The 26,024-nt window shown below is 51.4% G+C and carries 27 protein-coding genes and 1 tRNA gene; 15 read left to right on the top strand and 13 right to left on the bottom strand.

The genetic code is table 11. The features are described 5' to 3' along the window. Positions 1-7: 7 nt before the first annotated feature. The 5 genes from NTE_RS11280 to cofH all read left to right on the top strand — a co-directional run bounded on the left by NTE_RS11280 (position 8) and on the right by cofH (position 5,436). Positions 8-1,276 carry a glycosyltransferase gene (locus NTE_RS11280; RefSeq protein WP_148701109.1) on the top strand — a complete coding sequence of 423 codons (1,269 nt, stop codon included), beginning with the start codon at positions 8-10 and terminating at the stop codon, positions 1,274-1,276. An 85-nt stretch (positions 1,277-1,361) separates the two neighbouring features. Next, positions 1,362-1,670, top strand: a complete 309-nt coding sequence (locus tag NTE_RS11275; RefSeq protein WP_148701108.1) for an Sso10a family chromatin protein — start codon at positions 1,362-1,364, stop codon at positions 1,668-1,670. A gap of 45 nt (positions 1,671-1,715) precedes the next feature. After that, positions 1,716-2,933, top strand: coding sequence for a S1C family serine protease (locus tag NTE_RS11270; RefSeq protein ID WP_148701107.1), 1,218 nt, complete (start codon positions 1,716-1,718; stop codon positions 2,931-2,933). A 72-nt stretch (positions 2,934-3,005) separates the two neighbouring features. Then, complete coding sequence (cofG, locus tag NTE_RS11265) at positions 3,006-4,181, top strand: 7,8-didemethyl-8-hydroxy-5-deazariboflavin synthase CofG (RefSeq protein WP_226986976.1); 1,176 nt, start codon at positions 3,006-3,008, stop codon at positions 4,179-4,181. After that, positions 4,171-5,436, top strand: coding sequence for a 5-amino-6-(D-ribitylamino)uracil--L-tyrosine 4-hydroxyphenyl transferase CofH (gene cofH, locus NTE_RS11260; protein ID WP_148701105.1), 1,266 nt, complete (start codon positions 4,171-4,173; stop codon positions 5,434-5,436). The genes cofG and cofH overlap by 11 nt, the downstream gene beginning before the upstream one ends. Positions 5,437-5,554: 118 nt before the next feature. Here cofH and NTE_RS11255 read toward each other — a convergent pair whose 3' ends face one another. Next, entirely contained in the window at positions 5,555-5,860 is a 306-nt protein-coding gene (locus tag NTE_RS11255; protein ID WP_148701104.1) for a hypothetical protein, read from the bottom strand. A gap of 198 nt (positions 5,861-6,058) precedes the next feature. Here NTE_RS11255 and NTE_RS11250 point away from each other — a divergent pair. Continuing rightward, positions 6,059-6,196, top strand: a tRNA-Trp gene (locus NTE_RS11250). 1,441 nt (positions 6,197-7,637) lie between these two features. On the opposite strand, the gene NTE_RS11245 is transcribed toward NTE_RS11250, so the two are convergent. After that, positions 7,638-7,991: a hypothetical protein gene (locus tag NTE_RS11245; protein ID WP_148701103.1), complete on the bottom strand. Its 354-nt coding sequence runs from the start codon at positions 7,989-7,991 to the stop codon at positions 7,638-7,640. A 271-nt stretch (positions 7,992-8,262) separates the two neighbouring features. Between NTE_RS11245 and NTE_RS11240 the strand changes: the two genes are divergently transcribed. Both NTE_RS11240 and NTE_RS11235 read left to right on the top strand, forming a co-directional pair. Beyond that, entirely contained in the window at positions 8,263-8,442 is a 180-nt protein-coding gene (locus tag NTE_RS11240; protein WP_148701102.1) for a hypothetical protein, read from the top strand. A 747-nt stretch (positions 8,443-9,189) separates the two neighbouring features. Further along, positions 9,190-9,381 (top strand): hypothetical protein, encoded by a 192-nt coding sequence (locus NTE_RS11235; protein WP_148701101.1) that lies wholly within the window; start codon positions 9,190-9,192, stop codon positions 9,379-9,381. A 36-nt stretch (positions 9,382-9,417) separates the two neighbouring features. Here the strand turns inward: NTE_RS11235 and NTE_RS11230 are convergent, their stop codons facing one another. Both NTE_RS11230 and NTE_RS11225 read right to left on the bottom strand, forming a co-directional pair. Then, positions 9,418-9,762, bottom strand: a complete 345-nt coding sequence (locus NTE_RS11230) for a hypothetical protein (RefSeq protein WP_148701100.1) — start codon at positions 9,760-9,762, stop codon at positions 9,418-9,420. 221 nt (positions 9,763-9,983) lie between these two features. Further along, complete coding sequence (locus NTE_RS11225; protein ID WP_226986975.1) at positions 9,984-10,304, bottom strand: hypothetical protein; 321 nt, start codon at positions 10,302-10,304, stop codon at positions 9,984-9,986. 159 nt (positions 10,305-10,463) lie between these two features. On the opposite strand from NTE_RS11225, the gene NTE_RS11220 reads away from it, so the two are divergent. Further along, complete coding sequence (locus NTE_RS11220) at positions 10,464-10,850, top strand: hypothetical protein (protein ID WP_226986974.1); 387 nt, start codon at positions 10,464-10,466, stop codon at positions 10,848-10,850. 195 nt (positions 10,851-11,045) lie between these two features. Here the strand turns inward: NTE_RS11220 and NTE_RS11215 are convergent, their stop codons facing one another. Both NTE_RS11215 and NTE_RS11210 read right to left on the bottom strand, forming a co-directional pair. After that, positions 11,046-11,423 (bottom strand): hypothetical protein, encoded by a 378-nt coding sequence (locus NTE_RS11215; RefSeq protein WP_148701099.1) that lies wholly within the window; start codon positions 11,421-11,423, stop codon positions 11,046-11,048. 66 nt (positions 11,424-11,489) lie between these two features. Beyond that, positions 11,490-11,747 carry a hypothetical protein gene (locus NTE_RS11210; protein ID WP_420835296.1) on the bottom strand — a complete coding sequence of 86 codons (258 nt, stop codon included), beginning with the start codon at positions 11,745-11,747 and terminating at the stop codon, positions 11,490-11,492. Between the two features lie 235 nt (positions 11,748-11,982). On the opposite strand from NTE_RS11210, the gene NTE_RS11205 reads away from it, so the two are divergent. Then, entirely contained in the window at positions 11,983-12,423 is a 441-nt protein-coding gene (locus tag NTE_RS11205) for a cupredoxin domain-containing protein (RefSeq protein ID WP_148701097.1), read from the top strand. Between the two features lie 436 nt (positions 12,424-12,859). On the opposite strand, the gene NTE_RS11200 is transcribed toward NTE_RS11205, so the two are convergent. Continuing rightward, complete coding sequence (locus tag NTE_RS11200; protein WP_148701096.1) at positions 12,860-13,606, bottom strand: hypothetical protein; 747 nt, start codon at positions 13,604-13,606, stop codon at positions 12,860-12,862. Positions 13,607-13,742: 136 nt separating this feature from the next. Here NTE_RS11200 and NTE_RS11195 point away from each other — a divergent pair, with 136 nt between their 5' ends. Further along, positions 13,743-14,234 carry a cupredoxin domain-containing protein gene (locus NTE_RS11195; protein ID WP_148701095.1) on the top strand — a complete coding sequence of 164 codons (492 nt, stop codon included), beginning with the start codon at positions 13,743-13,745 and terminating at the stop codon, positions 14,232-14,234. A 160-nt stretch (positions 14,235-14,394) separates the two neighbouring features. Here NTE_RS11195 and NTE_RS11190 read toward each other — a convergent pair whose 3' ends face one another. After that, positions 14,395-15,594, bottom strand: coding sequence for an NAD(P)-dependent oxidoreductase (locus tag NTE_RS11190; protein ID WP_226987276.1), 1,200 nt, complete (start codon positions 15,592-15,594; stop codon positions 14,395-14,397). Between the two features lie 51 nt (positions 15,595-15,645). Beyond that, positions 15,646-15,945, bottom strand: a complete 300-nt coding sequence (locus NTE_RS11185) for a hypothetical protein (protein ID WP_148701093.1) — start codon at positions 15,943-15,945, stop codon at positions 15,646-15,648. A 282-nt stretch (positions 15,946-16,227) separates the two neighbouring features. Here NTE_RS11185 and NTE_RS11180 point away from each other — a divergent pair, with 282 nt between their 5' ends. Continuing rightward, complete coding sequence (locus NTE_RS11180; RefSeq protein ID WP_148701092.1) at positions 16,228-16,452, top strand: hypothetical protein; 225 nt, start codon at positions 16,228-16,230, stop codon at positions 16,450-16,452. Here NTE_RS11180 and uvrC read toward each other — a convergent pair. From uvrC to uvrB, 3 genes are read right to left on the bottom strand one after another with little or no spacing between them, the layout of a single operon-like run. Then, entirely contained in the window at positions 16,439-18,043 is a 1,605-nt protein-coding gene (gene uvrC / locus NTE_RS11175; protein ID WP_148701091.1) for an excinuclease ABC subunit UvrC, read from the bottom strand. The two genes, NTE_RS11180 and uvrC, sit on opposite strands and share 14 nt — an antisense overlap. 1 nt (position 18,044) lies before the next feature. Next, the gene (gene uvrA / locus NTE_RS11170; protein ID WP_148701090.1) at positions 18,045-20,906 is read right to left on the bottom strand and encodes an excinuclease ABC subunit UvrA; all 2,862 of its coding nucleotides are present in this window, start codon (positions 20,904-20,906) and stop codon (positions 18,045-18,047) included. Positions 20,907-20,914: 8 nt separating this feature from the next. After that, positions 20,915-22,897, bottom strand: coding sequence for an excinuclease ABC subunit UvrB (gene uvrB, locus NTE_RS11165; protein WP_226986973.1), 1,983 nt, complete (start codon positions 22,895-22,897; stop codon positions 20,915-20,917). Between the two features lie 49 nt (positions 22,898-22,946). On the opposite strand from uvrB, the gene NTE_RS17165 reads away from it, so the two are divergent. Beyond that, a complete protein-coding gene (locus tag NTE_RS17165) occupies positions 22,947-23,123 on the top strand; it encodes a hypothetical protein (protein ID WP_226986972.1) in 177 nt (58 codons plus the stop codon). A 117-nt stretch (positions 23,124-23,240) separates the two neighbouring features. Further along, positions 23,241-24,881 (top strand): asparagine synthase (glutamine-hydrolyzing), encoded by a 1,641-nt coding sequence (gene asnB / locus NTE_RS11160; protein ID WP_148701088.1) that lies wholly within the window; start codon positions 23,241-23,243, stop codon positions 24,879-24,881. Between the two features lie 140 nt (positions 24,882-25,021). Here asnB and NTE_RS11155 read toward each other — a convergent pair whose 3' ends face one another. Next, positions 25,022-25,579, bottom strand: coding sequence for an ArsR/SmtB family transcription factor (locus NTE_RS11155; RefSeq protein WP_148701087.1), 558 nt, complete (start codon positions 25,577-25,579; stop codon positions 25,022-25,024). Between the two features lie 106 nt (positions 25,580-25,685). Here NTE_RS11155 and NTE_RS11150 point away from each other — a divergent pair, with 106 nt between their 5' ends. After that, the gene (locus tag NTE_RS11150; protein WP_148701086.1) at positions 25,686-26,000 is read left to right on the top strand and encodes a hypothetical protein; all 315 of its coding nucleotides are present in this window, start codon (positions 25,686-25,688) and stop codon (positions 25,998-26,000) included. The last annotated feature ends 24 nt before the right edge of the window (positions 26,001-26,024 follow it).

The raw sequence follows: 26,024 nt of genomic DNA, 5'->3' as shown, positions 1-26,024 counted from the left end.
TACACATATGGAGCCTGCTGCCCTTGACGTGGCAATAGCGGCCGTCAATTTCACGCTGGCCGCTATATTTGCCGGGATACTTGGCGTCTGGGTATACTTTTTGACATACATGACAAAGTCATTCCGCCTTGCGCCGAGGATGGATGACTATCACTACTATCCTCTTGCGCCTGCAAACGGCGGCAGCGATAGCAAGCCCAAGGTGAGCGTGATACTGCCTGCAAGGAACGAGGAAAAATACATTGCACGCTGCCTTGACACTCTCCTTGCGCAGGATTATCCAAACTTTGAGGTAATAGCGATAAACGACAACTCGACTGACAGGACGGGCGAGATAATCCAGTCCTACGCGGTCAGGGACAGGCGCATAGTGTACGTGAGCACGCCTGCCAAGCCGGAAGGGTGGGCCGGCAAGAACTGGGCCTGCCACCAAGGTTACAAAAAGGCGTCAGGCGAGTACCTGTTTTTCACGGACGCCGACACCGAGCACGCGCCGGACGTTATGTCGCTTGCCGTGGGCCGCATGCTGTCAGAGGGCCTCGACGCATTGACTGCAATACCTAGGCTTCTCTGCAACGACTTTTGGACCAAGGTGACGCTTCCGGCGCTTTCCACGTTTTTGCACACCCGGTTTTCGCCCCTGCGCGTAAACGACCCAAAACACAAGACCGGCTACTTTTTTGGCAGCTTCTTTGTAATCACAAAAAAGACGTACGAGGCAGTCGGGACGCACGAAGGCGTCAGGCAAGAGCTTGTAGAGGATGGCGCGCTGGGAAACAAGGTCAAGGCGGCCGGCTTTCGCATGAAGATGGTGAGGGGCGAAAAACACGTAGAGGCGATATGGGCAAGAGACTTTACGACGCTGTGGCACGGCCTGCGCCGGCTGGTAATTCCGCTGTACCACCAGGACCACACAGGAGCCCACCTGATAGCAGTAGCGGTGTTTTTCATAATGTTTGCCCCGTTCCTGTTCCTTGGCTATACCGTTCCAGCCTTCTTTGCCCTTGCGGCTAATAGCGGAGGGCTTGGCGGGCTGTCGGCGACAATCCTGCTTGGCGTCCACGTTGCCACAATCCTGATGCTCCTTGCGACGACTGCCGTCCAGAGCAAGCTTGGGGTCATGCAGAGCCCTGCCTATGCGCTTGGCTCGCCCCTGTCCGGCGCTCTCATCTACCTCGGTTTTGCCTCGGCGATAGTCGATGCACGCAAAAAGGGCGCGGTTAGCTGGCGCGACAGGCAGTACACGGTAAGCGAAAAGCAGAACTTTTTGCACTGAAACGGGCCTGAAACGGCCGTTTCAGCAGCAAATTCCGCCCTTCCCCTAATTTATCGACCAGATGATACATTACGGCAGAACAAAAATGTCGATACCAGAACGCAAGAACAACAGGGGAAGGATACAGATCATGGGCGACGTGCTCGGACTTGCGACGTCCGGAATACGCAAGACCCATATCATGTACCGGGCTAACCTGAGCTACGAGCAGGTGCACATGTACCTGTCAGAGCTCATCGAGCGCGGGCTGCTGGTACAACACGCGACCGACGAGGGAGTGGTGTACAGGACTACAGAGCGCGGGAGGGAGTTCCTCTACTTTTACAACAAGATAGTGGACTTTCTCGAGATCCCGCAGCAGGCTGGCCTTGAAATGCCATATCTGAGCAAGTAACCGGGGAAAAAGATTATTAGCGTTAAAGGGTCTTTTTCCTTCAGGTTGCACAGAGGATTACTTGCAGCGGCAGTAGTTGCCGCTGCAGTTGCTATCTTTTTCGCTTATTCGCAGTTCAGTTCCCTAGACTGGACGCCAAGAACGCAGCTGCCTGACATTTCAAAGCTGATAACTGACAATACCGATAATACTTCTGACAATCCGCGCCAGGGCCTGCAGAACAGCGCCTTTGAAGTGGGGCGTGTCAGCACAGTTGAAGCGGCGGACTCTGAAATGACGCTTCCCGACCTTTTTGACAAGGCCGGGCCGTCTGTGGTGCAGGTATCTGCAGGCAACGACGCCTCTGAGCAGGGCAAGCTTGGCTCTGGGTTCGTGTACGACGACAACGGCCACATTGTCACCAATCTGCACGTCGCGTCGGGCTCTAACCAGCTTGATGTCACGTTCGAGGACGGGACCATATACCGCGCGACGCTTCTTGGCTCTGACCCGTTCACCGACCTTGCCGTGCTCTACATCAAAGACGCTCCAAAGGACAAACTCGTGCCCCTGCCGCTTGCCGACTCGACAAAGATCCGCGTGGGCGAGCAGGTTGCGGCAATAGGGAACCCGTTTGGGCTTTCAAGCTCGATGACTGCCGGCATCGTGAGCGGAGTAGGGCGCCTCATCCCATCGCAGGATTCCGGTCCCCTGCCGTTTTTCATTCCTGACATCATACAGACGGATGCGCCGATAAACCCCGGCAACTCGGGAGGTCCGCTCCTTGACATGCGTGGCCAGGTAATCGGAATCAATTCGGCCATCCGCTCGACCACCGGCGAGTTTGCGGGCATTGGCTTTGCAGTCCCGTCAAACACCATATCCAAGATAGTGCCGTCGTTGATAAAGACAGGCAAGTTCCAGCACCCCTGGGTCGGGATCTCTGGAGCCGACATGACGCCCGGCCTCGCAAACGCGCTCAAGCTCACGGAGCCCCGCGGCGTCCTTGTGGTTGAAGTTATTGGCGGAAGCCCGGCAGAAAAGGCCGGCATCAAGGCTGGCGACACTCCTACAAAGGTGGACGGCCGGACAGTGCCGCTTGGAGGCGACATTGTGCTGGAGCTTGACGGCCACCAGGTGAGAAAGGTCGACGACATACTCGTATACCTGCAGAGGGAAAAGTCGGTGGGAGACAACATGGACGTGACCGTCCTTCGCGGCGGCCAGCTGCAGCATATTCAGGTGCACCTTGACCCACGTCCGTCGACTCAGGAATCGCCGTAGTAGCAATAGACACTGTGTTTATTAGACGACCCGGCGATAAAACATACTGAACACGCAGAGATGCTGGCTGACTTGGAAACTCTTTTAGGATTGGTTGAAAGGCCCGGCGCCCTGACCCGCCCCGACGCGGCCCGGCTGATGGCCGAGTGCTCCACCGAGGAGCTCGTAACAGCAGCGGGCCGAGTCCGCGACCTGACTAGGCCCGGCGGCATCATAACGTATTCCCGCAAAGTATTCATCAATCTTGTCAACCTCTGCCGCGACACGTGCTCGTACTGCACTTACAAAAAAGAGCCGGGCGACCCGATGCTTTCGATGCTCAACCCTGAGCAGGTGCTTGCGATAGCAGAGGCAGGCAGGCGCGCCCGGTGCACGGAGGCGCTGTTTGTCACCGGCGAGCGCCCCGAGCAAAAATACGGCGAGGCAAGGTCGTGGCTGTCGTCAATGGGCCATTCGTCTACGGTCGATTACATCAGGGAAATGAGCGAGCTTGTGCTTGCAAAAACAGGCCTGCTGCCACACACCAACGCCGGCAGCCTGACGAAAAAAGAGATGGCGCAATTGCGCGACACCAACGTCAGCATGGGAGTCATGCTTGAAACGTCAAGCGAGCGGCTGATGAGCAAGGGGATGGCCCACGAAGGCGCGCCAAGCAAGAACCCAAGGGTGAGGATAAAGACGCTCACAAGCGCCGGCGAGCTAAGGATACCGATGACGACCGGGATATTGGTTGGCATCGGCGAGACGCCAGAGGAGCTTGTCGACTCGCTGTTTGTGATAAAGGAGCTGCATGAAAAGCACGGCCACATCCAGGAAGTGATACTGCAAAACTTTGAGCCCAAGCCGGGCACGGGGATGGCAAACTTTGCGTCGACTGAAAAAGAGTATTTCCTGCGCGCAGTCGCGGTTTGCCGCCTCGTGATGCCTTTTATGAACATACAGGTTCCTCCAAACCTGAACCCTGCAATCTATGGCCGCTACGTCGACGCAGGCATCAACGACTGGGGCGGAATATCCCCTGTCACAATCGACCACGTCAACCCCGAGTTTCCTTGGCCTACAATCGACTCTGTAAAGCAGGTCACGGAGGAAAAGGGCAAGCGCCTGCGCGCCCGCCTGCCAGTTTACCCGGAATACCTCCTCAAAAAGGATGGAGGATTTATATCAGAACGTCTTGAAGAGTATGTGCGCTTGCTTTCTGACAGCTCGGGCCTTGTAAAGGAGGAATATGTAATTAATGGCGCTTGAATCCGTGCTAAAAAACGCCGACCCCATAGTGGCTTCTGCGCTTGACCGCGCCCTTTCCGGCAAGGACATAACTGTCGACGAGGCAATCGCGCTTTTCGACTGCACGGGCCTTGAGATGAACCTGCTCGTGACGGTGGCAGACGAGCTTCGGCGCCGGACCGTGGGCGACATCGTCACGTACGTGGTCAACCGGAACGTCAACTTTACAAACGTCTGCATCAAGCAGTGCGGCTTTTGCGCCTTTTCACGCGACTTTCGCGAAGAAGAAGGCTATTTTCTCCCAAACGAAGAGATAGTGAGGCGCGCCAAGGAGGCGGCGTCGCTTGGCGCAACGGAGGTGTGCATACAGGCAGGGCTCCCGCCCAAGATGGACGGCCACCTTTACGTCGACATCTGCAAGGCCGTGAAAAAGGACCTGCCAGACATGCACATACACGCCTTTTCGCCCGAAGAGGTGCTGTACGGCGCAGTGAGGTCCGGCACGCAGACCCTTGACTATCTGAAAATGCTCAAGGAGGCCGGGGTCGGCAGTCTGCCCGGCACTGCCGCTGAAATACTCGACCAGTCGCTTCGCGACGTGATATCGCCGGGCAGGATAAAGGTCGACGACTGGGTGTCGATAATCAAGCAGGCGCACTCGCTTGGCATCGCAACTACTTCGACCATAATGTACGGCCACATCGAGACGTCGCGCCACAAGGCAGAGCACATCGCGCTTTTGCGCGAGATCCAGAAAGAAACGCACGGCTTTACCGAGTTTGTCCCGCTCAGTTTTGTCCACACGGAAGCGCCTATGTACAGCCACCACACCGTCCCGGGAATACGCGCCGGCGCTGACGGCAATGAAGTGGTCAAGATGCACGCGGTGGCAAGGATAATGCTGAACAACCACATACCAAACATCCAGGTGTCGTGGGTCAAGGAAGGCGCAAGGATGTCGCAGCTCTTGCTTGCCGCCGGCGCAAACGACTTTGGAGGCACGCTGATAAACGAGAGCATCTCGACTGCGGCAGGCGCACAGCACGGCCAGCTTATGAGGCCACGGGAGATAAGGCAGCTGATACGCTCATCAGGCAGAATCCCGGCGCAGCGCTCAACCACCTACAAGCTGCTAAAGACTTTTCGCAATGAAAGCGACGAAACCGAGTCGGCACTTGATAATGTCAATTCGTCGCAGTTTGGCTCGTACCATCAGCTGGTAAAGCTGGACAAGTTCCGCTACAAAGACGCCAAGAAACAGCAACAACAGCAGTAAGGTGCACACGCACGGTTTGAGAAAAAAGCCTGCAGGCTAATAATCATAAAAAGTAGAGAGGCACCGGCCTAGTCACCGGTAGCCACGCATCTGTGTACACATCAGTCAAAAAGTATGTCTACTGTGTACTTGTTCCTGCAGCACCCTGCTCGTATTCGTCGCCCGACTTCCACGCGCCTGCCGTTCCCTTTGCCATGCCCTTGCTTCTTGCAATCTCTTTTGCACGCTCTGGGTCCGTACCTTCCTGTCCCCTTTCAACAATCTTTTGGTCAGAAGAGTCACGCTTGACAGCAGTTGGCTCGTGCTCTTTTATCTTGGCAGGAGTCATCGGCTCTTTTTCTTCATATTCTTTTAGCGGATCGCCTTTCCTTTTCTTCTCGGTTCCCGCGGCACCTTCCTCATAACTTCTGTCTTCGCTGGACATAGATTACTTCGGGATTTATAATATTAAGAAGTTACGAGGATTCGCAGTAACTCTTGCCAGCGAAAAATTAGGTGCATTTTTTCTATTTAATAAATTGTTTAATATGAGGTTCAATTGACAAGGCGTTTGCGATAGCAGGATGATAAGACTTATACAGACATCTTTCTGCTATCAAAAACACACGGTGCCACACTTGGTGGGGTCGTAGCGAAGCCAGGCATCGCAACGGGCTCCAGATCTAACACAATAAAGGGCTAGTTAGAGAAAGAAACCCGTGGGTCAAGGGTTCAAATGGCTGCGGTTAACCCCGCGTCAGGACAAATCCCTTCGGCCCCACTCTTTTTTAAGATAACGACATAGATCACACTTGCCCTTCCTAGTCCATCGTCTTTCAACTTCCAATTCGCAACCCTGTTTAAGTAGGCTATTCACGTATTTTTCTACCATAATTGCATGCACACTGAGAATGATGGTGGCAGTTGCAACGACCTTGTTTGCCGTTATTGCAAGAAAGGCAGGCTTCATCTATTAGCTCACGATCCGAAAGGAGGCAATCGGTTTGCTTGCGATAATCCGGATTGTACCAGATATGGTTCTCCTGTTTCAGTTAGAATACATGTCGAGCATATTGTGCCATGCACTGAACCAATAGATCCAAGAACAACACAAGCGTCTTTAATGCTCGGCTTGTGGTGGGCTTTTCTTTTATACATGCAAAAGGTTGCAACTGACGCATCTGCCCTTTCTGACCATTGCACCTCTGAATTACCCAGAAAGCAAGAAAGGTCCGTTAAGTCAATCAAGTCGCTTGTTCAGAATGCGTTGGAGGATTGTCCATACTGTTCTGGGGCTTTGTATCTTCCAGAGGCGGAGCTTAGGACGCACAAATCTCTAGAACACCAGATGGATGCTGATTAGCTGCCCTCCTCCGCCCACTACCGACAACCATCTTCCGCTCTTTCTAGATGCAGCTAAAGTAGCGCACCACCATCACTTTGATTAATCATAAACTGTGCAGTATCGGCATAGTCAAAGTATATGGCTGATATTCTTACACTCTTTTTCTGCTATTCCTTATCGACATCATTCGTTATTGTTGGAATAGCAAGTATCGTCTATGCTTTAAAGAGAAGACATAGGTTTTGTGAGAATTATGAGAATTGGGTATTTTCGTTGTTTGTTGGACTGGCAGCTGCAGTTACAGTGCTCGGTACAATATTTTACTTCTTTAGTATTGGTGCATGCTTGTATCCATGAATAGGTCGACACAAAGAACAGAGCCACCAAAAAATTCTTTGGTATCGGCTTGCCCTCCCCTAGTCCTTGATCTCCTATTCACTCTTCGGCCTTCCAAAGTCAAGTCCTTTCCCGCCGATAAAACTATGCTGGCGTCCATCCTCTTCACAGTGCGTATATGCCCACTCCTTTCCAGAAGCACTAGCGATTGCTGCTGATTCTCGCATCGACTTCCCACAATATTTGCATAGTGTGTTTATGGCTTCTTGGATCTTTGGCTACAGCTTTTCCTCATTAATTCCTGACATTCCCGTGCACCCGGTCTTACCTAGCACTGTCTAGTCTATGAGAATTGCGTCAGTAGATCGCCCTTGAGCGTGTCGCTATAAATCGTCTTCCCCGCTAGGACTCGGCGAAAGCTTTTCCGCTCTGATCCTATGCATTTGGTCCAAGTGTCTGGCCCGCTCTGCCTTTGACGCCATCGCCTTTCCACAAACACCGCACCTCACAGGTGTAACAGTCATGACAGGACACAACACTCCTAAGCAGCACTACTACTATTGCTAGCCGTTCTGATGTATTTTGCAAGGTCACCAGCTTTTGAATAGCGTGTAGATTGATCAAGGTCAAGCTCTGATTGCACCTTTTCACAGACGTCTGCGAGAAACTTTTCGCCCAGCGGCCCAATCAACCCGATAAAGGCGCGCTCAAAAACTGCAGGGTGCTCAACTATCGCTGTCCTAATGTCAATCTTGTTATTCAAGTAATTCTCCATTATTTTCCTTGTCATCATGTCGTATACATTCCAGCCAAAGATCTCTTTGATGTTGGCCAGAATTGCATCTGCTATTGCTTGCTGCTGCCGTCGCTGCCCTCGATGAGGCTTGGATTCCATGGGCGGTGTGTCACTGTATAGAGAGACAAACATCTTATTTAACCATTTTTGGGTACTAATTGCTAAAGAAGGTACGATGAATTGTCATTTCTACACTATCATACTGTCATACTTGCCGTGGCATTCATTAGTTCTGTGTCTTTCTGAAGCTTGATGGAGTAACAAGATAGCTAGCTACTGTATTACCCAATAATTGATAGTCTGCAAGAATTTTTCTGTTAATCGTGCTAGATATCATGAATCATTTATTTTATAAAATTCAAAATTCTACATGACATCGGCAACCATAGACTCAAGACGCAAAAAAGATCTTTACGAGCGCCTTAGGTCTCTTGGCGTAAATGTCTCTGCGGTTGAGAAGTGTGACCTGAGTTATGACGAGCTGTCGGACTTGACAGACCGGCTGGAGAAACTTGTAAACTCTAGAAAGCAGCCAAGATGGGAGAGATAGCACTCTCCCCAAGATCTCCTTTCCTTTATGTTGCCAAGCCGAGTTCCCATTATGGACAAGCAAACCAGTGAGGAAAAATACTAGCTGATGTGTCTCGCTATGCTAAAGCGTACGAGGTATCTGGTAGGGAGCCATTGGACGCACTGACTGAGGCTTTGAAGTTGGAAACGTTAAAGATTATCCGATATGCTGTGTCAGAGATTGAGTCTAAAGAATAACCCCTGTTCCATTCAGAAACTGATTTGCTGCCTTGGTGTCATAAACGATATCAGAATGGTTAGACCTACCCGGTTGCTGCCGAAACCGGGTAGGGATATGTCTGATGACTTGTCTGTAGACGTCAATCCTCCTAGACCAAAAGAATTGACGTAGACTGTTAGCCTAGCCTAATATTTATTCAGGATTGCGATTCTCCAATTCTATCTTGCCAGCTCTGATTTGCTGTTTTGGTGAAAGTAATTTTGTTCTTGAGTTCTAGTGTTTGAGTCTGACAAAGAAGAGAAAGAATGCTATAATCAATCGCCTTCCTGATATCGTGGCAGCCTAGCCTCCTTGGCCTACCTTGAGTACCTGCATCGAGCTTCAATCCATAACTGCTTTCTTTTTCTGATCAACTGCGCCTACTTTTCAGATAAGATGCTTTCTTGTAGAATATAGGTAGAAATGTATCATAAGAAATCGATTTAAAATATTTTTGAATGCCGCTTGTATAATGAATATTAGCAATAAACCTTTTTTCAAGGTAAAATGAGTACGGCCAACTCAGCAGAGTTTCTGACAACAACAACAGTAGAGGATGACTTTTCATATGACCGGCGCAAACTGACCGAACTTGGAGTAAACACAGAATTTTTGAAATTTATGAATGACGAGCAAGCAAGAGAGTTGCTGAAATCTTTGCTCTACCTCATAGTGAAAAAGCAAGACGGGTATGCATGAGATAAGCCTGGTTGCTAGTTTGCGTCTTTCTCAATCTTAGCCATTCTGGATTGCGACGACATATTTCGCAAAGTCGCCAGCTTTTGAATAATGCAGATCTATAATACTTTCAGGGCAAATGTCGTCTAACAACTTTGTAAGAAGAATCCTGCCCATTTGTCCTAGCAAATCTACAAATGCACTTTCAAATACTTCAGGTCTTTGAATTATTGCCGTGTGTATGTCTATCTTCTCACCAAAGTAGTCCTTAACTATTCTTGACATTACTATATCGTATGCTTCTGCACCTAAACTTTCTCTAAGATTTTGCAGCATTGCATCAGCTATAATACTGATATTTGTTTGTGACATAAGTCTATCCCCAAATATGGTAAAATACATTAGAGAATTTAAAAATATTGGTATTTCAGCAGCTAGTAAATGATATGGTTCAATTCTATGCTTTTGAAGAGACGTTCCTTTTGGAATGGTAATGAAGGGAAAGGAGGTGTGGGCAAGGTTATGCAGGTTTTCTAGCGGCCGCGCCGGATTTTCAAGGTCGAGCCTAAATCATGGGTTACTAGCGACAAATGCTAGCTTCTGTATGCTATACAATAGAAACTTCAAAGGGCAGATACATCGAGACGCTGTACACGTCCATTTATGACTCTGAACCGCCACATTGTCTTCATGTCCCACTGATCCGAATGGAATGGTCCGACCAACTCCAACCCGTTATTGTCTTCTCGCTCCACGTCTAGATGGCCGTGTGCCTGAAAGATCTCCCTGTCTGCCCACTGTTCCAGCGGCTGCGGGTGACCGTCGTCGGTAAGCTCTGCCGACGGGGCAAACGCGGCAAAGAATGCCTCTCTATTGCCGTCACGCATCGCGGCTACTACCGCTTGTACTGCCGGGTTCGTTAGCTCCTCCGCTCTCGTTTTCAAATCCCTCTACTACAAAGTTATGTTGATGTAGCAAAAATAGTTTAGGCATTTGGCGAGAACGGCGATGCTAGATGGCAAGTAAGCAAAAGGGCATCAATGGCATAGTCCGGAGCCCGGACAATCGCCTAAAATATTTTTGTGTATCATGGAGCTCTGAACATGCAATCATTAAGAATCGGCTGGATGCTGCTTTTAGCCACCGGGATCGGGATCCTTGGTTTTGGACTGATAACTTCTGCATATCCGCAAATTTCCTCTGATTACTCTGGCATTAAAGAAGAGGAACTGCTACTACGAACGATTGGCGTCGCAACAACTGGAATGGGGATATTTGGTGTCATGATTACCCTGACGGCTTATAGAAGAGGAGAAAAATGGGCGTGGCTTGCCCTTTGGTATTATCCTGTCTTCTGGTTACTGCATTTGGCACTTGGATTGCCGCCGGGCAATGATCATGTTCATCAAGTTGTTTTCATTGTCCTGTCGCTTCTGGGATTGCTGCTGCCCGTTAGACGCTTCCTCTACTCAAAAAGCGTACAATCATGATGCGTCTAAAAATTGGGAGGATTGTCGTCGCATAGGAGGAATTGCGGCAGTGGCTTTGTGCAGCCGAAACATGGGGCAAGAAGATGTAGCTGCAAAAACAGAAAGCAGGGGCTGGGGATGTGTCCTCGCTTCTTTTTTCGGGCGAAAAAAACTACTTTGGATAACACAGCAGCCGTAGGCGATTTCACACTGTCCTCACTTCTTTTCCTGACTTTTTTCTTCATTGTTCTTTTCAAAATCCAGCCTCTTTTCAAGGTCCTTCTGCAGCTGCCTGTACAGGCGGTATTTGCGCGTCCACCTCGAAAACACTATCCACTGCCTGATGCCCACCCCAAGCCATATGAAAAAAACCGTGACTGCGATGATGGGGATTGCAACTCCCAGGTTGTTGCCTCCAGTCACTGCATTGATTACGACGGCAGAAACTGGCACGACGGTGATAAACGAGATCACCATTATGATTATCATCTTTTTTGTAAAATCCAGCTGCCTGATGACGTTGTCCAGTATCTCTAGCAGGTTCTCGTGCGCAGTCCCTTTCTTTTCACTGCTATGATCTTTCAAGTCACTCACTAGGCGATTCCCTCCTCTGCATTATAAAGAAGGCAGTAACTCTGTTACCTGCACCATGCGACTTTATCATTTCTGCTTCTCCTTGTCCTCCCCTCTTGGAAACAATAGCTCGTACGGCTCTAGCACTGCCTTGACAATCTCTCTGCCCTTCTCTGAAACTCTGTACTTGATTATCCTGTTCTGCTCGCCCCAGGGTTCTTCAAACCTGATTATCAGGCCCTTTTCCACCAGTTCGTCAACAATCGGCTTGTGCTTGACGTTGTTGAGCCCGCAGTAGCTCATCAGCTGGCTCTGGTTGAGCTCCCCATAATCACTTAGCTTCAAGATGATGTCCTTCCTTATGTAAATCCTCTCTCGATGTGCATGTACCAATTTGACTCAATTGCCACAGACGCGTCTTGCTGTCTGGGGCCGGAGCAAGAGCAGCGGGCATCGTCGCCATTCTCTTTTTCCAGCCACCGGTCATTTACCTATTGGCGAACCAAATAAGCATTCAGGTAACTCAGTTACGTAGGACAGGTAAACAAGCGTTAAAACAAAAAATCTGGCTATTGATGTCATGGTTTGGAAAATCGTGATACTCTCAATAGCCATAGTGATCGCGTCATTCATCATAGCCGGTGCCATCGTGGCGGCACAGGTTCTTGGAAACAACATCCCAGATGGCATAGGTCAGCAGCAAGCAAAAGATTCGCGACAACAAGGCTTACCTCCTGCTGCCATAAATGGAACAAAGGTGAGCATAGTTGACAATTCAAAAAGCAACTCGTACAGTCCAAATCCAGTCAGGGTCAAGGCCGGAGACACGGTTACCTGGGTAAACGACGATTCTGCCACGCACACGGCGACCTCGCGCGACGGCGCCTTTGACTCTAATCCGCTGAAAAGGGGCGAGGTATTCAGCCATACATTTGACAAGGAAGGAGAATATCCGTACTTTTGTGCCATCCATCCTAACATGGTAGGAACGGTGGTGGTAGTAGCTCCATCAGGGGGATGATGAAGAAGAACCTTGACGCAGCGGCATCAAAGTAATGCTGCAAAATCGCAGACAGCATTTTTTTTGTTGTTGCTAGAGTACAAAAAATTCCGGAGACCCAAAATAATATCAATAAGCTGTCACTCTACTAGAACAATGGCAGCTAAAAAGGCAAAGAAGTCCAAGGCGAAACCGAAAAAGAAGTAATTTTCGGCTAGCTTTTGGCGTCGCTTTGGCCGCAAGCCGCGCCAACCGTACCGACCGGCGGCCACACGTCTTTTACCCAAAATCTAAGCAGCGATACTTGACGAATTAGGCAAAATAGTTATGGATAACCTTAGGCGTTGCGGAGCCAAAAATAGTGCTAATGGGTCCCATGTTCGCTCTGCAACTGCACCTATTGCAACTTCCTGATGCTTGCCCTGCCATCATCGGCAAAAATACTTGAGTTCTTTTTTCATTCAGCATCAAAGGGTATTGATTCTGCGATTCGTACTAGCTCATCAGCATCCTTGTACCCTTGCAGCGTGACGTACGTGTTGCCCGCAACAAAGTCTACCTGAGCCGGGTCATGCACAGCAAATTCCAGTTCATTGTACGGTTCAGGTACAAATTCCCTGTGCACGTCCGCTATTGCGATTGCTTGATGCCCGTTAACATTGGTCAGGTGGGCATCAAATCCATATTCATGGACAACTATTTCATACATAGCCGTAATATTGGAATACGAAGTATAGGTATTGCCGTCATACTCATTTACATATGATGTAGCGTTCTTGTGGTAAGTAACAGAGATTCCACCCTGCTCCCAGAATTGGTTGAATGTCATGTCATCCGTTACTGGCTTCTCCGAGCAGTAGAGAAAAACGTACTTGTTGTTATCGCCAGTTTCACGATTAACAATTCCTAGCTGAAGTTTATAATCGCTTGATGGCATCCGTGTTGGAAACTTTACATCAAAGCCTGCCAACGAGGACGCTTCCGATTCATTGGTTATGGCGGTGAAGTTAGATCCGCTCCATCTCTGCTTGATAACCGGATACAAGTCGTCTACACTTTCTGGCGCTTTTGTCTCACGCTTTGATTCTGCGGCAGCCGCCACAGGCGTATTATTTTCAATTCCAGTGGTGGCGGTGGTAATGCTCCATGCTGAAAATGGAACAAAGGCCGCTGTTACAAGTGCAATAATGCCTGCTCCTGCCAAAGGCAGTGCTATGATTTTAGGAAGCATTTTGTTTGCCGTCCCGGAACATAGATAGTAGTTTTAACTATATAGGATTTTATCCAAACGTTTGGACTAATTTCCAAATACAACATTGCCCGTACTGCACTTGCGGCACATGCAAGTAGCAAAAAACCACGCTGGCGGCATAGCGCTGACTGCATTCATAGCTGCCGTGGCCGTCAGCCTGGCCTACTACCAGTACGTGTACGTGCCAGAAGCCAACAGGACGCCCTATGTGCCGCCAGAAATACGAAACCCTGAGCAAACCACTCATGTAACTATTGTAAAGGATGCAGGCTTGGAGTCAAACCCAAAGCATTATGACCCGATGGATGTGCGCGCAGTTCTTGGGCTGTCAAACAAAGTGACTTGGACCAATCAGGATTCTACATTTCATACTGTGACTACTGATGACAGCGAAAACTACGTTGACGCCATAAGCGGCAAGTTCGATTCGCAAGCTCACCTTGATGAAACTACTAACGGCTTTATTGCAGAGGGCGGCTCATGGTCGTTCACGTTCACAAAAGAGGGTGACTACCACTACCATTGCGTCCCGCATCCTTTCATGCAGGGCGTGGTCCATGTCGTGCCAAACTTTTCCTAGGTTGTTGAGCAATGGCCAGAGCCACAGCCGCAACAACCCTTGTGGCAATGGCCTTCCTTGTCATGGTAGCCGTATTCGTGCTGGCACGTAGGGCAGAGCATGTGCGAGTCTTCTTTTGCTTCCAACTTGTGTATGCCCTCTTTCTCAGCAAAATCCTTGGCTAAAAGGTCTTTGCATAAGGCAAGCTGTGCGCCCTTGCGACCGCCTCGTCAAGCACCTTGCCTCCTGCAATGCTGGTTGCCCGCACAAGCTCAGGTCTGGTCTGGTTTGTGGCAATGGCCTTGACATGGTCGGTTATCGCGTTTGACAGCGCCATTGACGCATAGCGGGGAACGATGGACGGCATGTTTGGAACGCGCACAAAGACGTTTCCAAAATAGTCCATTTGCGCCGGCGACATTATGGTGCCCATGCTTTCAGGCGCGTACTTGCCTGTTGAATCGACGAAGGGAAAGTTTCCTCCCTGGTCAATGGAAATGTCGATTATCACCTTCTTGCGCACCTCTGATGCGTTCTTTAGCGTCATTTCATCAATCATTCTATCGGCCTTTTCCTTGTCGTACGTCGCGCCGATTACCGCGCTTGCCCCCTTTATTGCGTCATAGTCGGCACTTGCCACGACCGAGCACCTGCCCAGGCCAAGCCCCTGCAGGTATTTTCTGCGGCTGTCCCTCTTCTCCACTATCGTAAGCTTGGCTCCAAGGGCATGGCACGTCCGCGAGGCCATCTCGCCTGCAGTCCCGCCTCCAAATATCACGACCTGCTTGTCATGAAGCGAAAGGCTGTTTGCCGTCGCCGCGTCAAGCTTGCCGTCTATGATGCGCTCAAAATCCTCGATGAACCTTGCCTTGACCTGGTCTGCCCCTGCCTTCATGCGAAGCGACTTGTCGTGCCGAAATGCATAGTTGTGGAAAAATCCTGCCCAGATGCCGGCAAGGGTCCCGGCAATCCTGCTCATGGGCATCAAAAGAGGCGTCTGGCCGTTTCCGTCTGTTACCTTCTCAAACGAGATGAACGTCGCCCCAGAGCGTATCGCAGCGCTTGTCAACTCGCGGCTTGACTCAAAGTGGTTGTAGCCAAAAATTATGTGCTTTTGCAGGATGTGCGCGTGCTCGCCCTTGCCGACCTGGATCTCTTTTACCTTGACTACAAGGTCTGCTTTTGAATACAGCTCTGCCGCATCGCTTGCAACCTGCGCGCCCGCAGAAGCGTAATCTGCATCCGAAAAGCCGCTCTTGGCGCCGGCATTGCGTTCGACTGCCACCTTGATTCCTGACGAAACGAGCGACGCAACAGAGCGCGGGGTGAGCGCGACCCTGTTTTCATGATCTTTTATCTCCTTTGGGACGCCTATTGTCATCAATATGTATGCAGAGAGGCTATAGCCAAAATTTCCTATTATTATTTTTCCCTAGCGTATGAGCTTGGATATCTCGGCCGTTGATCCAAAGGTGTCCTTTGCCTCCGGGATGTGCCTTTCGATGGCCTTGTGGGCCGAGTCGACAAACACGTCTGCAGGGTCTTGCTTCTTGAAGGCTTTTAAGAGCCTGTTTGTCGAAGAGCCCAGTTTTTCAAAGTAGATGGCCGAGCTTTCCTCGATTATCATGTCCGCGTCGTCGCACGAGATCCCGTTCTTTCTCAGGTATTGCTCTAGTTTGCTTGCAAAGTGTGCAAAATGCACCGAGTATGGGTTATCGTCAAAAGCTGACACGCCTCTCCTCCACCACAGGTATATGTACCTACCATGCATTTTAATTTTGCATATCGCGCATTGCCTCATGCCTCATATCGGCCGGGATTTTGGTGCGCTGCAAGCACGCGACCGCCCCGCCGTTTTGGTATTTTTCACCATTATGGTGCAAAATGGAGGCATATTGTATGGTCGACGGTGTTGTCGTTCGAGGAGGGTGTGTATATGCTTTGCTTGCATTCTCTCGACCCTTGGCTGTCTTGGTATAAAGTTTAAGACGCAGCAGGCACACATATCTGCTGCATGGTCGAAAAGAGCGGCAGTAACATTCCCGGTCCCGACTTGTACGTCTGGCCTCTTGTGGCCGGCAAGATGGCAACTGAGATGGCCATAATGGCGTCAGTTTCGTTTGCGAGAATAGTCCAGATAGCGGCCCAGTCTGCAGACACTGCCCTTGGCAAGTACATCGAGCTTGCAGAGCAGGAGATGCAGAAGGCCCAGCGCAAGGAAAGCGTCAAGGTCGAGTGAGCCTTCGCAGGCTCTTGTTGTATGCAAGCCCAAACCTGTGGGCCTCGTCACGCGCGTGCTGCAGCATTCTCAGTGCAAGATTCCTCCTTGGCAGGGCTATCGGCTCTTTTTGTCCCTGCACATAGATTTCCTCGTTTTCCTTGGCAAGGCCGATGCATGATATAATGAGCCCTGCTGAGGCAAGCGCAGAGGTAGCCGCTCCAAGCTGGCCTCTGCCACCGTCTATTACCACAAGGTCAGGCAGGTCCCTTGGCTCCTTGTACCGGCGCCTCACAAGCTCGGCAATCATTGCAAAGTCGTTCTGGCCAGGGACAGTCTCTATCCTGAATTTGCGGTAGCCGCTTTTGTACGGCTTGCCGTTTACAAAGCGCACGCTTGAGCCCACCGCAATGTCTGTGCCGAGGTTAGAGACGTCAAAGCAGTCGATGGTCTCTGGCATGACTGAAAGCGCAAGGACTTGCTTTAACTCCACGACCGCCGGCGCGTAGCCGCGCTCGACGTACATCGCCAGGTTCTTCATTATCAGGTTGACAAGCTGGCGCCTCTCGCCTGAACTGCCGGCAGTCACTATCTTTACTGTGTGCCCTGCAAGCTTTTCAAGCGACATCAAAAGCACATCTTTTTCCTCCGGCTCTTCGCTTGTGCATATTATTTGCGGGATTGCCGGAGCCGACGAATAGTACTGCAAAAGAAACGACGAGAACGAGTTATCTGCCACCATCTCGAACTCGAATTTCCTCCTGTCGCTTATGACGCCGTGGGTGCGCTTGAGCGCCATGACGTGCGCCACGCCTTTTTTCTCGTCGCGCATTATCCCGACGTACTCTTCGTGGGGCCTCTTGTTTGCCTTCTCCATCTTTTGCCTTATTCGCAGGTCGCTTAGGCGGTAGAGCGTGTCGCGGATCTCCTTGGCGCGCTCATAGTCACCAACGTCGGATGCGCGCTTCATTTCTGCCTCCATTTCCTGCGCAAAGCGCTCGACGCTGCTCTTGCCTTCAAGGATGTCGCGCAGCGCGTCAATTCCTTCCATGTACTTTTCCCGCGTCACGTTTGCGATGCAGGGCGCGTCGCAGTTTTTGATGAAATATTGCAAACAAGGCACCTTTGGCAGGCGGGTGCACACCCTGACCTTGAACAGCTTGCGCAAGAGCCCTACCGTCAGGTATTTTGAACTGCCGCGCACAAACGGTCCGTAGATCCTCCCCCTTGGGTCTGAAAACTCGCCGTTTCTGTTCCGGCGCGCGACAAGGAGCCGGGGAAAAGGCTCGTCGGTTATCTTTAGGTACGAATAGTGGCTGTTGTCCTTGAGCGCTATGTTGAACACGGGCCGGTAGCGCTTTATCAGGTTCGACTCTAGCAGGAACGCTTCAGTTTCATTGTCTGTGACCATGAACTCAATGTCCGCTATCTCCTCCACCAGCCTTGCGGTCTTGGCATCGTGGTCATGCTTTGTAAAGTAAGAAGTGACGCGCTTGTTCAGGTCCTTGGCCTTGCCGATATAGATTATCTGGCCTTTTGTGTCCTTCATGAGGTAGACGCCCGGGTTCTTTGGTATCCGCTTTTCTCGAAGGACGGCCGTGGTTATCATCATCTTACTTGTGCCGCACCAGCTTTTGATCCATTGCAAGTTTCTGCTTCAGGTACTGGCCGGTGTAGCTTGCGGTGTTTTCGCTTATCTGCTCTGGAGTGCCCTCGGCCACGACCGTGCCACCGCCTTCGCCTCCCTCCGGTCCGAGGTCGACTATCCAGTCTGCCGAGGCAATGACATCGAGGTTGTGCTCGATTATGATGGCCGTGTTGCCAAGCTCTACCAGCCTCTTTAGCACGTGCAGCAGCTTGCTGACGTCGGCAAAGTGGAGGCCAGTCGTAGGCTCGTCAAGGATGTAGACTGTCTTGCCCGTGTCGCGCCTTGACAGTTCTGCGGCAAGCTTGATCCTCTGCGCCTCTCCTCCCGACATTGTCGTTGCCGGCTGGCCAAGACGCAAATAACCAAGGCCCACGTCGTTTAGCGTCTGCAGTTTCTTGGTTATGGCCGGTATGTTTGAAAAGAATGACAGGGCTTCTTCTATAGTCATGTCAAGCACGTCGGAAATCGTCTTGCCCTTGTATTTTACCAAAAGCGTTTCTGAATTGTAGCGCCTGCCCTTGCACTCGTCGCATGTGACATAGACGTCGGGCAGAAACTGCATCTCTATCTTTTTGACGCCTCCACCCTCGCACGCCTCACACCTGCCCTCTGACACGTTGAACGAGAACCTGCCAGCGGTGTAGCCCATCTCGCGGGCGTGCGGCGTCTTGGCAAACAGCTCCCGGATTGGCGTAAATGCGTTGACGTACGTCGCGGCATTGGACCTTGGAGTCCTGCCGATGGGCGATTGATCAATGCCGATTACCTTGTCTGCGTTTTCCAGCCCCGAAATCCGGTCGTGCTTGCCGGGCCTGTCCTTTGCGCCAAAAAAGTGGCCTGCAAGGGCCTTGAACAGTATGTCGTTTACAAGCGTCGACTTGCCAGAGCCCGAGACGCCCGTGACTACCGACATGCAGCCAAGCGGGAACCTGACGTCGATGTTTTTCAGGTTGTTTTCCTGCGCGCCGTGCACGGCAATCCACCTGCCTGGCTTTTTGCGCTCGTGCATGTGAGCCGCAGTCTGCTCGCCACGCAGGAACGCGCCGGTGATTGAATCGCCGCTGGCGATAATGTCTTCAAGAGTGCCTGAAGAGACTATCTGGCCGCCGTGAATTCCGGCTCCCGGGCCGATGTCTATTATCCAGTCAGAGCTGCGTATCACTTCCTCGTCGTGCTCGACCACTACAAGCGTGTTGTCGAGGTCCCGGAGTTTCTTTAGCGTGTCGATAAGGCGCGAGTTGTCGCGCTGGTGCAGGCCGATTGTCGGCTCGTCAAGGACGTACAGGACGCCGGTGAGGTTTGAGCCTATCTGCGTCGCAAGCCTTATCCTCTGCGACTCGCCTCCAGAAAGTGTCGCGCTCATCCTATTGAGCGTAAGGTAGTTGAGGCCGACATTTCGCAAAAACTCTAGCCTCGACATTATCTCTTTTAGTATCGTCCGGGCGATGTAGCGCTCTGTCTCTGACAGCTCTATCTCTTGGAAAAAGTTGTAGCAGGCGTCAATCGACAGGTCGCAGACCTGCATTATCGACTTGTCCCCTATCCTGACTGCAAGCGCCTCTTCCCGCAGGCGTCTGCCTCCGCAGCGCTCGCAGGGGCGCTCGCGCATAAACTGCATGAGGTCTTCGCGCTTGCTTTCCGACTCGGTCTGCCTGTACGTGCGCTCCAGGTTTGGAATCACGCCTTCAAAAGTACCATTGTATTCCCACCGGCTGTCGGAGTACTTTGACTCGTACTTGAAGTGGATGTTCTCGTCGGTGCCGTACAGGATGACGTTGAGCTGCCTCTGCGTCATCTTGGAAACCGGCATGGCAAGGTCAAAGCCGTATTTTCTGCCCACGTCCTTTAGCATTGATGCACGGAATGTGGCAAAGTGCCCCATCCACGGCTTTATCGCGCCATCCAAGATGCTCTTTTGCTTGTCCGGTATTATCAGGTCGGGGTCAAACTCGATTTTTATGCCAAGGCCATTGCAGCCCTGGCAGGCGCCAAAGGGCGAGTTGAACGAAAACGTGCGGGGCTCAATGTCGCCTATGCTTATCTCGCAGTGGGGGCACGCGTTTTTCTGCGAGTACATAGTGTCCTTGCCGTCCACCGACACTACGGCGGTGCCGGCGCCCACCTTTAGGGCAGACTGGATGGACTCAAAGAGCCTGCTCTTTTCCTCAGCCGACGGCTTTAGCCTGTCGACGATGACTTCTATTGTGTGCTTTTTCTGCTTGTCAAGCCTCGGCACCTTGGGTTTTTCATCTTCTTCATCTTCCAGGTTTGTAACCTCGCCGTCAAGCCTTATTCTGGAGTAGCCTTCCTGCTTTAGCTCGTCAAACAGCTTTTCGTACGTGCCCTTTTTTGCCTGCACCACCGGCCCAAGAACCATCACGCTCTTGCCTTCTGCCGTCTTGAGCACCGACTCTGTTATGGAATCTACGGACTGGCTTGCGATGCGCCTGCCGCACCTTGGGCAGTGAGGGATTCCTATCCTTGCAAAAAGCAGGCGCAAATAGTCATAGATCTCTGTCACGGTGCCGACGGTAGAGCGCGGGTTCTTGCTGGTGGTCTTTTGCTGTATGGATATTGCCGGCGAAAGCCCGTCTATAGAATCGACGTCGGGCTTGTCCATGAGCTCCAGAAACTGCCTTGCGTACGCCGACAGCGACTCGACGTACCGGCGCTGGCCTTCGGCGTATATCGTGTCAAATGCAAGCGTCGACTTGCCTGAACCTGACAGCCCTGTAATTACGACGAGCTTGTTCTTTGGGATCTCGACGTTGATGTTTTTCAGGTTGTGCTGCCTTGCGCCCTTGATGATTATCTTGTCGTGAGCCATATTTATTATCAGGACACCTCCGTGACAGGCGTTACGTCGCCAAGCGCCTTCTTTATCTTTGCCAGCTTTTCCCGGAACATTATAGCTTTTTCAAATTCCAGCTCTTCTGCATATTTCTTCATCGTCGCCTCTGTCTCTATCGCAAGTTTTTGCAGGTCGCGCCGCGTCATGGACTTTGTCTCTGCCGCCTCGGCAACTTCGCCGGGCGCAGTGCTTTCAGGCACCGGCTTGACGATTGTCCTTGGCGTTATCTTGTGGCGCTTGTTGTATTCAAGCTGGCGCTTGCGCCTGCGCTCTGTTTCTTCCATCGCCTCCTTCATTGATTCTGTCATCCTGTCAGAATAAAGTATCACCTTGCCGTCAAGGTTCCTGGCCGCCCTGCCAAAGGTCTGTATCAAACTTGTCGTGTTGCGCAAAAAGCCCTCCTTGTCTGCGTCAAGTATCGCCACAAGCGAGACCTCTGGAATGTCGAGGCCTTCTCTTAACAGGTTGATGCCCACGATGACGTCAAACTCGCCAAGGCGCAACTGCCTTATCAATTCTGTGCGTTCCAGCCCCTCTATCTCGGAGTGGAGGTAGCGCACGCGCACTTCATTTTTGGCAAGAAATTCTGCAAGGTCTTCAGCCATCCTCTTTGTCAGGGTTGTAACAAGCGTGCGCTGGTCGCGCTTTGCCCTGGCTTTTATTTCGCGGATAAGGTCTTCCATCTGGTTCTTTGTCGGCCGGACTTCGACCTTGGGGTCGACAAGTCCCGTCGGCCTTACTAACTGTTCAACGACCTGCCTGCTTGTCTTTAGCTCGTACGGGCCCGGCGTGGCAGAGACAAAGACCGTGTTTCTCAGGTATTTTTCAAACTCTTCAAATTTCAGGGGGCGGTTGTCGTACGCGCTTGGCAGGCGGAATCCAAAGTCCACAAGCGACTTTTTGCGCGTGTGGTCGCCGTTGTGCATCCCGTGCAGCTGCGGAAGAGTTACGTGCGACTCGTCTATAACAAGAAGAAAGTCGTCTCCAAAAAAGTCAAGGAGGCAGAACGGCGGCTCGCCGGCCTTCCTTCCGTCAAAGTGGCGGGAATAATTTTCAATCCCTGAACAGTAGCCAAGCTCCTCTATCATCTCTAGGTCGTATTTCGTCCTTGAGGCAAGGCGCTGCTTTTCCAGTTCTGAAGGCAGCTGCGGCAGCCACTCTTGCAGTTCGCTCTTTATCGACCTGACTGCGTGCTGGCGGGCGTCCTCTGCAGTGATGTAGTGCTTGGCTGGAAATATCCTCACCGCGCCTGCGTCGCGCAGCTTTTTCATGCTGACATAGTCGTGTATGCTTATCTTTTCTATCTCGTCGCCAAACATGGATACCCTGATTACGTCGTCAGAGTAACCCGGGATGATGTCAATCGTGTCGCCCTTTGCGCGAAACGTTCCCGGTACGAGTGCAAGGTCGTTTCGCTCATAGCGCGCGTCGACAAGGCTCTTTATTATCGCCTTTCTGTCAATGATGTCCCCCCTGGCAAGGGCGACAGAGCTGCTCTCCCATTCCTTTGGAGAGCCAAGCGAGTATATGCACGAAACGGTCGCGACTATGATTGTAGGCTCGCCGGACATGAGCATCGCAGTCGCCTCGAGGCGCATCTTTTCAATCTTTTCGTTGACCTCTGTGTCCTTTTCGATGTAGGTGTCTGTCTGCGGGATATAGCTTTCAGGCTGGTAGTAATCGTAGAAACTGACAAAATAGCCGACGTTGTTTTCGGGAAAGAACTCTTTGAACTCGGCGTACAGCTGCGCCGCCAAAGTCTTGTTGTGCGATATGACAAGCGTGTTCTTGTTTGTTTTTGCGATGACGTTTGCAATGGTAAACGTCTTGCCGCTCCCCGTCACTCCAAGGAGCGTCTGCCTTCCGCCCTTTTGCGCGTTCTTCGCCAGCTTTTCAATGGCCTCCGGCTGGTCGCCGCTGGGGGCAAATACGTCTGCAAGGCGGAATTTTCCTGTAGCTGAGAGCAAGGGGCAGTAAATTTTCAATTCACGCATATATGGGTAGTGATGCGTGTACATGCACGCAAACACTTATCCGCCGGCAGATTTCCACCTGTCAGCCGTTATGACAAACAAAAGATGCGTCAGCTGCAAGCAAGAAGTGGAGGAAAGCAATTTTGTTGGAAACCAGTGCAAGGACTGCCACGCGGCATACCTTGAATCGCTTGGCGGAGAAGATCAGTACTCCTCGTGATCACAGGACCTCCATCTACAAAAAACCTGCATAACATTTCCTGCAAACTCTTTTAAATCATGTACGGGTATTTTTTGCTGTATACCTGACTGCGTGTCGGGTTTTGGTTAAAGAAAAATGTGTGGAATTGCAGGTGTGTTGAGTAAACGCGGAGAGAACGTGGCGCCGCTTGTTGGCTCGATGCTTTTTAGCATGGCAAGCCGCGGGCCGGACGGTGCCGGCGTCTCCTTTGAAGGCCAAGTGATACGTTCACAATCCGTGGCAGATCTTGACCTTGGTGCGATGCGCGCGCAGAGCGTGATCGGCCATTCAAGACTTGCCATCGTAGGCGGGACATGCGGAACCCAGCCCTTTAGAAGCTGCGACGGCAGGCTTACGCTGGAACACAACGGAGAGATATACAACTACAAGGAGCTGAGGGCGCGCCTTGAAGGGCGTCATGCCTTCTCGACAGAAACCGACAGCGAAGTTATAGTGCACCTCCTTGAAGAGCACTACAACTCGTGTCGCGATCTCCTTGGAGCAGTCAGAAGGACGGTGGCAGAGCTTGACGGCGTCTATGCTCTTGCAATACGGGACGAAGCGACGGACACTACCGTGCTTGCAAGGGATAGGCTTGGAGTCAGGCCGATGTATTATGCAGAGAACGAGCGGATGGTCGCATTTGCGTCAGAGCGCAAGGCGCTGTGGGCGGTGGGCCTAAAGGAGCCGACCCTGCGCGTGCTTCCAGGCCACGCGCTTGTCATTGAAAACGCCCGTACAAAGCCACAGGTACAGGTGGCGGGCCTGCTAAAGGCAAAGGTCCTTCACAGGACAGTGGCCTCCGCGGTGGCCGCGTATGAAGATGCACTTGTCGCGGCAATGAAAAAGCGCACGCAGGACGTACAGCGCATAGGAATAATATTTTCCGGCGGCATCGACAGCGTGCTCGTGGCATACCTTGCAAGCAAGATGGTGCCTGAAGTTATCTGCTACACCTGCGGTGTAGAAGGGTCAAGCGACCTAGAGTTTGCCCGCCAGATTGCAGACACGCTTGGGCTAAAGCTCCGCGTAAACGAGCTTTCGCAGGACAGGGTGGAACAACTGGCGCCGGAGCTGATCCGAGTCATTGAGGAAAGCAACGCAGGCCAGATAGAAGTAGCGCTGCCAGTATACGGAGCAGTAGAGCTTGCCAAGCAGGACGGGATAAGGATAATGCTGACGGGGCAGGGCGCCGACGAACTTTTCGCCGGCTATAACTGGTACTCGTGCGTGGCAGAGCGCGAAGGCTACCGCAAGCTGCGCAAGCGCATGGCGCAAGACCTCTCGCTCCTGTACAAAGAGACGCTAGAGCGCGAGGACAAGATAACGATGGCGCACAGCATAGAGCTGCGCGAGCCGTATCTTGACCTGTACGTTATCAAGGCATCGATGGAAATAGACCTGCGCCTAAATGTCAGGCCCGGCGACAGGTTTGGCAAGCGCATCCACAGAAAGCTCGCAGAAAAGCTCGGCATACCGCACGACGTCGCCTTTAGGATCAAAGAGGCTGCCCAGCACGGCTCTGGAATGCACGACATGCTTGAAGCCGTGGCAAGGAAGAATGGCTTTGACGAAGAGGCGATAACGGCGCGCTACCTTAGTGAACTGCAGCTGAAGGAAAAGATGGGAAGCTCGCAAAGGTACGGATACCTGTTTGAAAAAGAAAGCAAAATGTGGGTTGCAGAGCCGCACGTGCAGATGTACCTTGACAGCATTGTGCACAAAAAGGAGGCATAGCCTAAAATTAATGCTCAGCTATTCCAAAACGATTAGTGCTGTCTAATAAAAAACTCCGCGTGGCAATCATAATCGCGTGCGCGCTCGTATCTTCGTCAATCGTCATTATGGTGCTTGCGTAAAAGAAAAAGTCTCTATCGCTACTGCTTGCGTCTTTGGGGCGTGCTGTTATTGGTTGTGCTCTTGCCCAAGGCGGATATGGCCTTACCATAGATCTCGTGGATGAGCTCGTCGTTTCCGTACGAGACTTCCTTTTTCACGTACGCCTTGGCGGTGCTCACCAAAAGGCGCGACAGGTTGTCAGAGATTGCGTTGACGGAATGCGCATCGTGGGCTTCTATGCCAAGGTTGTGCATGGAGATGACAGACCTTGCGCGCTCTAGGCTCTGTGGGTAAAAGTAGCGCGCGATATCCTTTGGAAGCGCGTCAATGTCGTACACGAAAAGGCAGGCCGCCGGCGAAAAGAACTTTTGGATTATGCCGTGTTCCTCGGCAACCTTTTTGGTCAGCGTGACAAGGCCGTTTTCTTTTAGTATCTTCATGTGGTAATTGAGAGACGCGTCAGAAAGTCCAAGCTCGTCAGCGAGTTGCGCCTGGGTCATTGGCTTTTCGCGCAAAAAGCTCAGTATTGCCCTGCGCATGGGATCTACAAGGACTCTTGCAACTTCCGGATCTCTGACCACATATACCGCTTTCATGGACCGCGTGGGTTATTTCTATTCAGGATATAACCTTAATGCTTGAACGATGTTAGCTAACATGCGACCATTAGACTTATCTAACCGCTGTGACCTATTAATAAGCATGGCACAACAGATTCCAAGCAATTGCGACCCTGCGCTGGTAGAAATCGCGCGGGAGGTATGCTCAAAAGAGGGCCTTGATTTTGAGTCGCTCACACTGCACCAAACGCGGGGTCTGATGTACTACTGGTGCTCAACCTGTTCGGGCACGCATCCACTGACCGACCTTGTAATTCTTAAAAAGAAAAAGGTGTGCACTCACTGTGACACTCCTGTCAAGCTGTATGCTACAAGCAACAAGTTTGGCAAGCTTCGAAGGGCAATATTCTTCCAGCATCTGGCAAACGCAATAACTGGAAAAGACTCCTCTGATTGACTAACCTAGGTATAACTATCTGTG

Origin of the sequence: Candidatus Nitrososphaera evergladensis SR1 (assembly GCF_000730285.1) — an archaeon.
Classification (GTDB): Archaea; Thermoproteota; Nitrososphaeria; order Nitrososphaerales; family Nitrososphaeraceae; genus Nitrososphaera; species Nitrososphaera evergladensis.
This window is presented reverse-complemented; position numbering and strand designations above follow the sequence as displayed.

Bases quoted from the DNA above. Each gene is read 5' to 3' on its own strand.
- NTE_RS11280 (WP_148701109.1), top strand. From the start codon at position 8: ATGGAGCCTGCTGCCCTTGACGTGGCAATAGCGGCCGTCAATTTCACG.
- NTE_RS11275 (WP_148701108.1), top strand. From the start codon at position 1,362: ATGTCGATACCAGAACGCAAGAACAACAGGGGAAGGATACAGATCATG.
- cofH (WP_148701105.1), top strand. From the start codon at position 4,171: ATGGCGCTTGAATCCGTGCTAAAAAACGCCGACCCCATAGTGGCTTCT.
- NTE_RS11255 (WP_148701104.1), bottom strand. From the start codon at position 5,860: ATGTCCAGCGAAGACAGAAGTTATGAGGAAGGTGCCGCGGGAACCGAG.
- NTE_RS11245 (WP_148701103.1), bottom strand. From the start codon at position 7,991: ATGGAATCCAAGCCTCATCGAGGGCAGCGACGGCAGCAGCAAGCAATA.
- NTE_RS11240 (WP_148701102.1), top strand. From the start codon at position 8,263: ATGACATCGGCAACCATAGACTCAAGACGCAAAAAAGATCTTTACGAG.
- NTE_RS11235 (WP_148701101.1), top strand. From the start codon at position 9,190: ATGAGTACGGCCAACTCAGCAGAGTTTCTGACAACAACAACAGTAGAG.
- NTE_RS11230 (WP_148701100.1), bottom strand. From the start codon at position 9,762: ATGTATTTTACCATATTTGGGGATAGACTTATGTCACAAACAAATATC.
- NTE_RS11220 (WP_226986974.1), top strand. From the start codon at position 10,464: ATGCAATCATTAAGAATCGGCTGGATGCTGCTTTTAGCCACCGGGATC.
- NTE_RS11205 (WP_148701097.1), top strand. From the start codon at position 11,983: ATGGTTTGGAAAATCGTGATACTCTCAATAGCCATAGTGATCGCGTCA.
- NTE_RS11195 (WP_148701095.1), top strand. From the start codon at position 13,743: ATGCAAGTAGCAAAAAACCACGCTGGCGGCATAGCGCTGACTGCATTC.
- NTE_RS11190 (WP_226987276.1), bottom strand. From the start codon at position 15,594: ATGACAATAGGCGTCCCAAAGGAGATAAAAGATCATGAAAACAGGGTC.
- NTE_RS11180 (WP_148701092.1), top strand. From the start codon at position 16,228: ATGGTCGAAAAGAGCGGCAGTAACATTCCCGGTCCCGACTTGTACGTC.
- uvrC (WP_148701091.1), bottom strand. From the start codon at position 18,043: ATGATGATAACCACGGCCGTCCTTCGAGAAAAGCGGATACCAAAGAAC.
- uvrA (WP_148701090.1), bottom strand. From the start codon at position 20,906: ATGGCTCACGACAAGATAATCATCAAGGGCGCAAGGCAGCACAACCTG.
- NTE_RS17165 (WP_226986972.1), top strand. From the start codon at position 22,947: ATGCACGCAAACACTTATCCGCCGGCAGATTTCCACCTGTCAGCCGTT.
- asnB (WP_148701088.1), top strand. From the start codon at position 23,241: ATGTGTGGAATTGCAGGTGTGTTGAGTAAACGCGGAGAGAACGTGGCG.
- NTE_RS11155 (WP_148701087.1), bottom strand. From the start codon at position 25,579: ATGAAAGCGGTATATGTGGTCAGAGATCCGGAAGTTGCAAGAGTCCTT.
- NTE_RS11150 (WP_148701086.1), top strand. From the start codon at position 25,686: ATGGCACAACAGATTCCAAGCAATTGCGACCCTGCGCTGGTAGAAATC.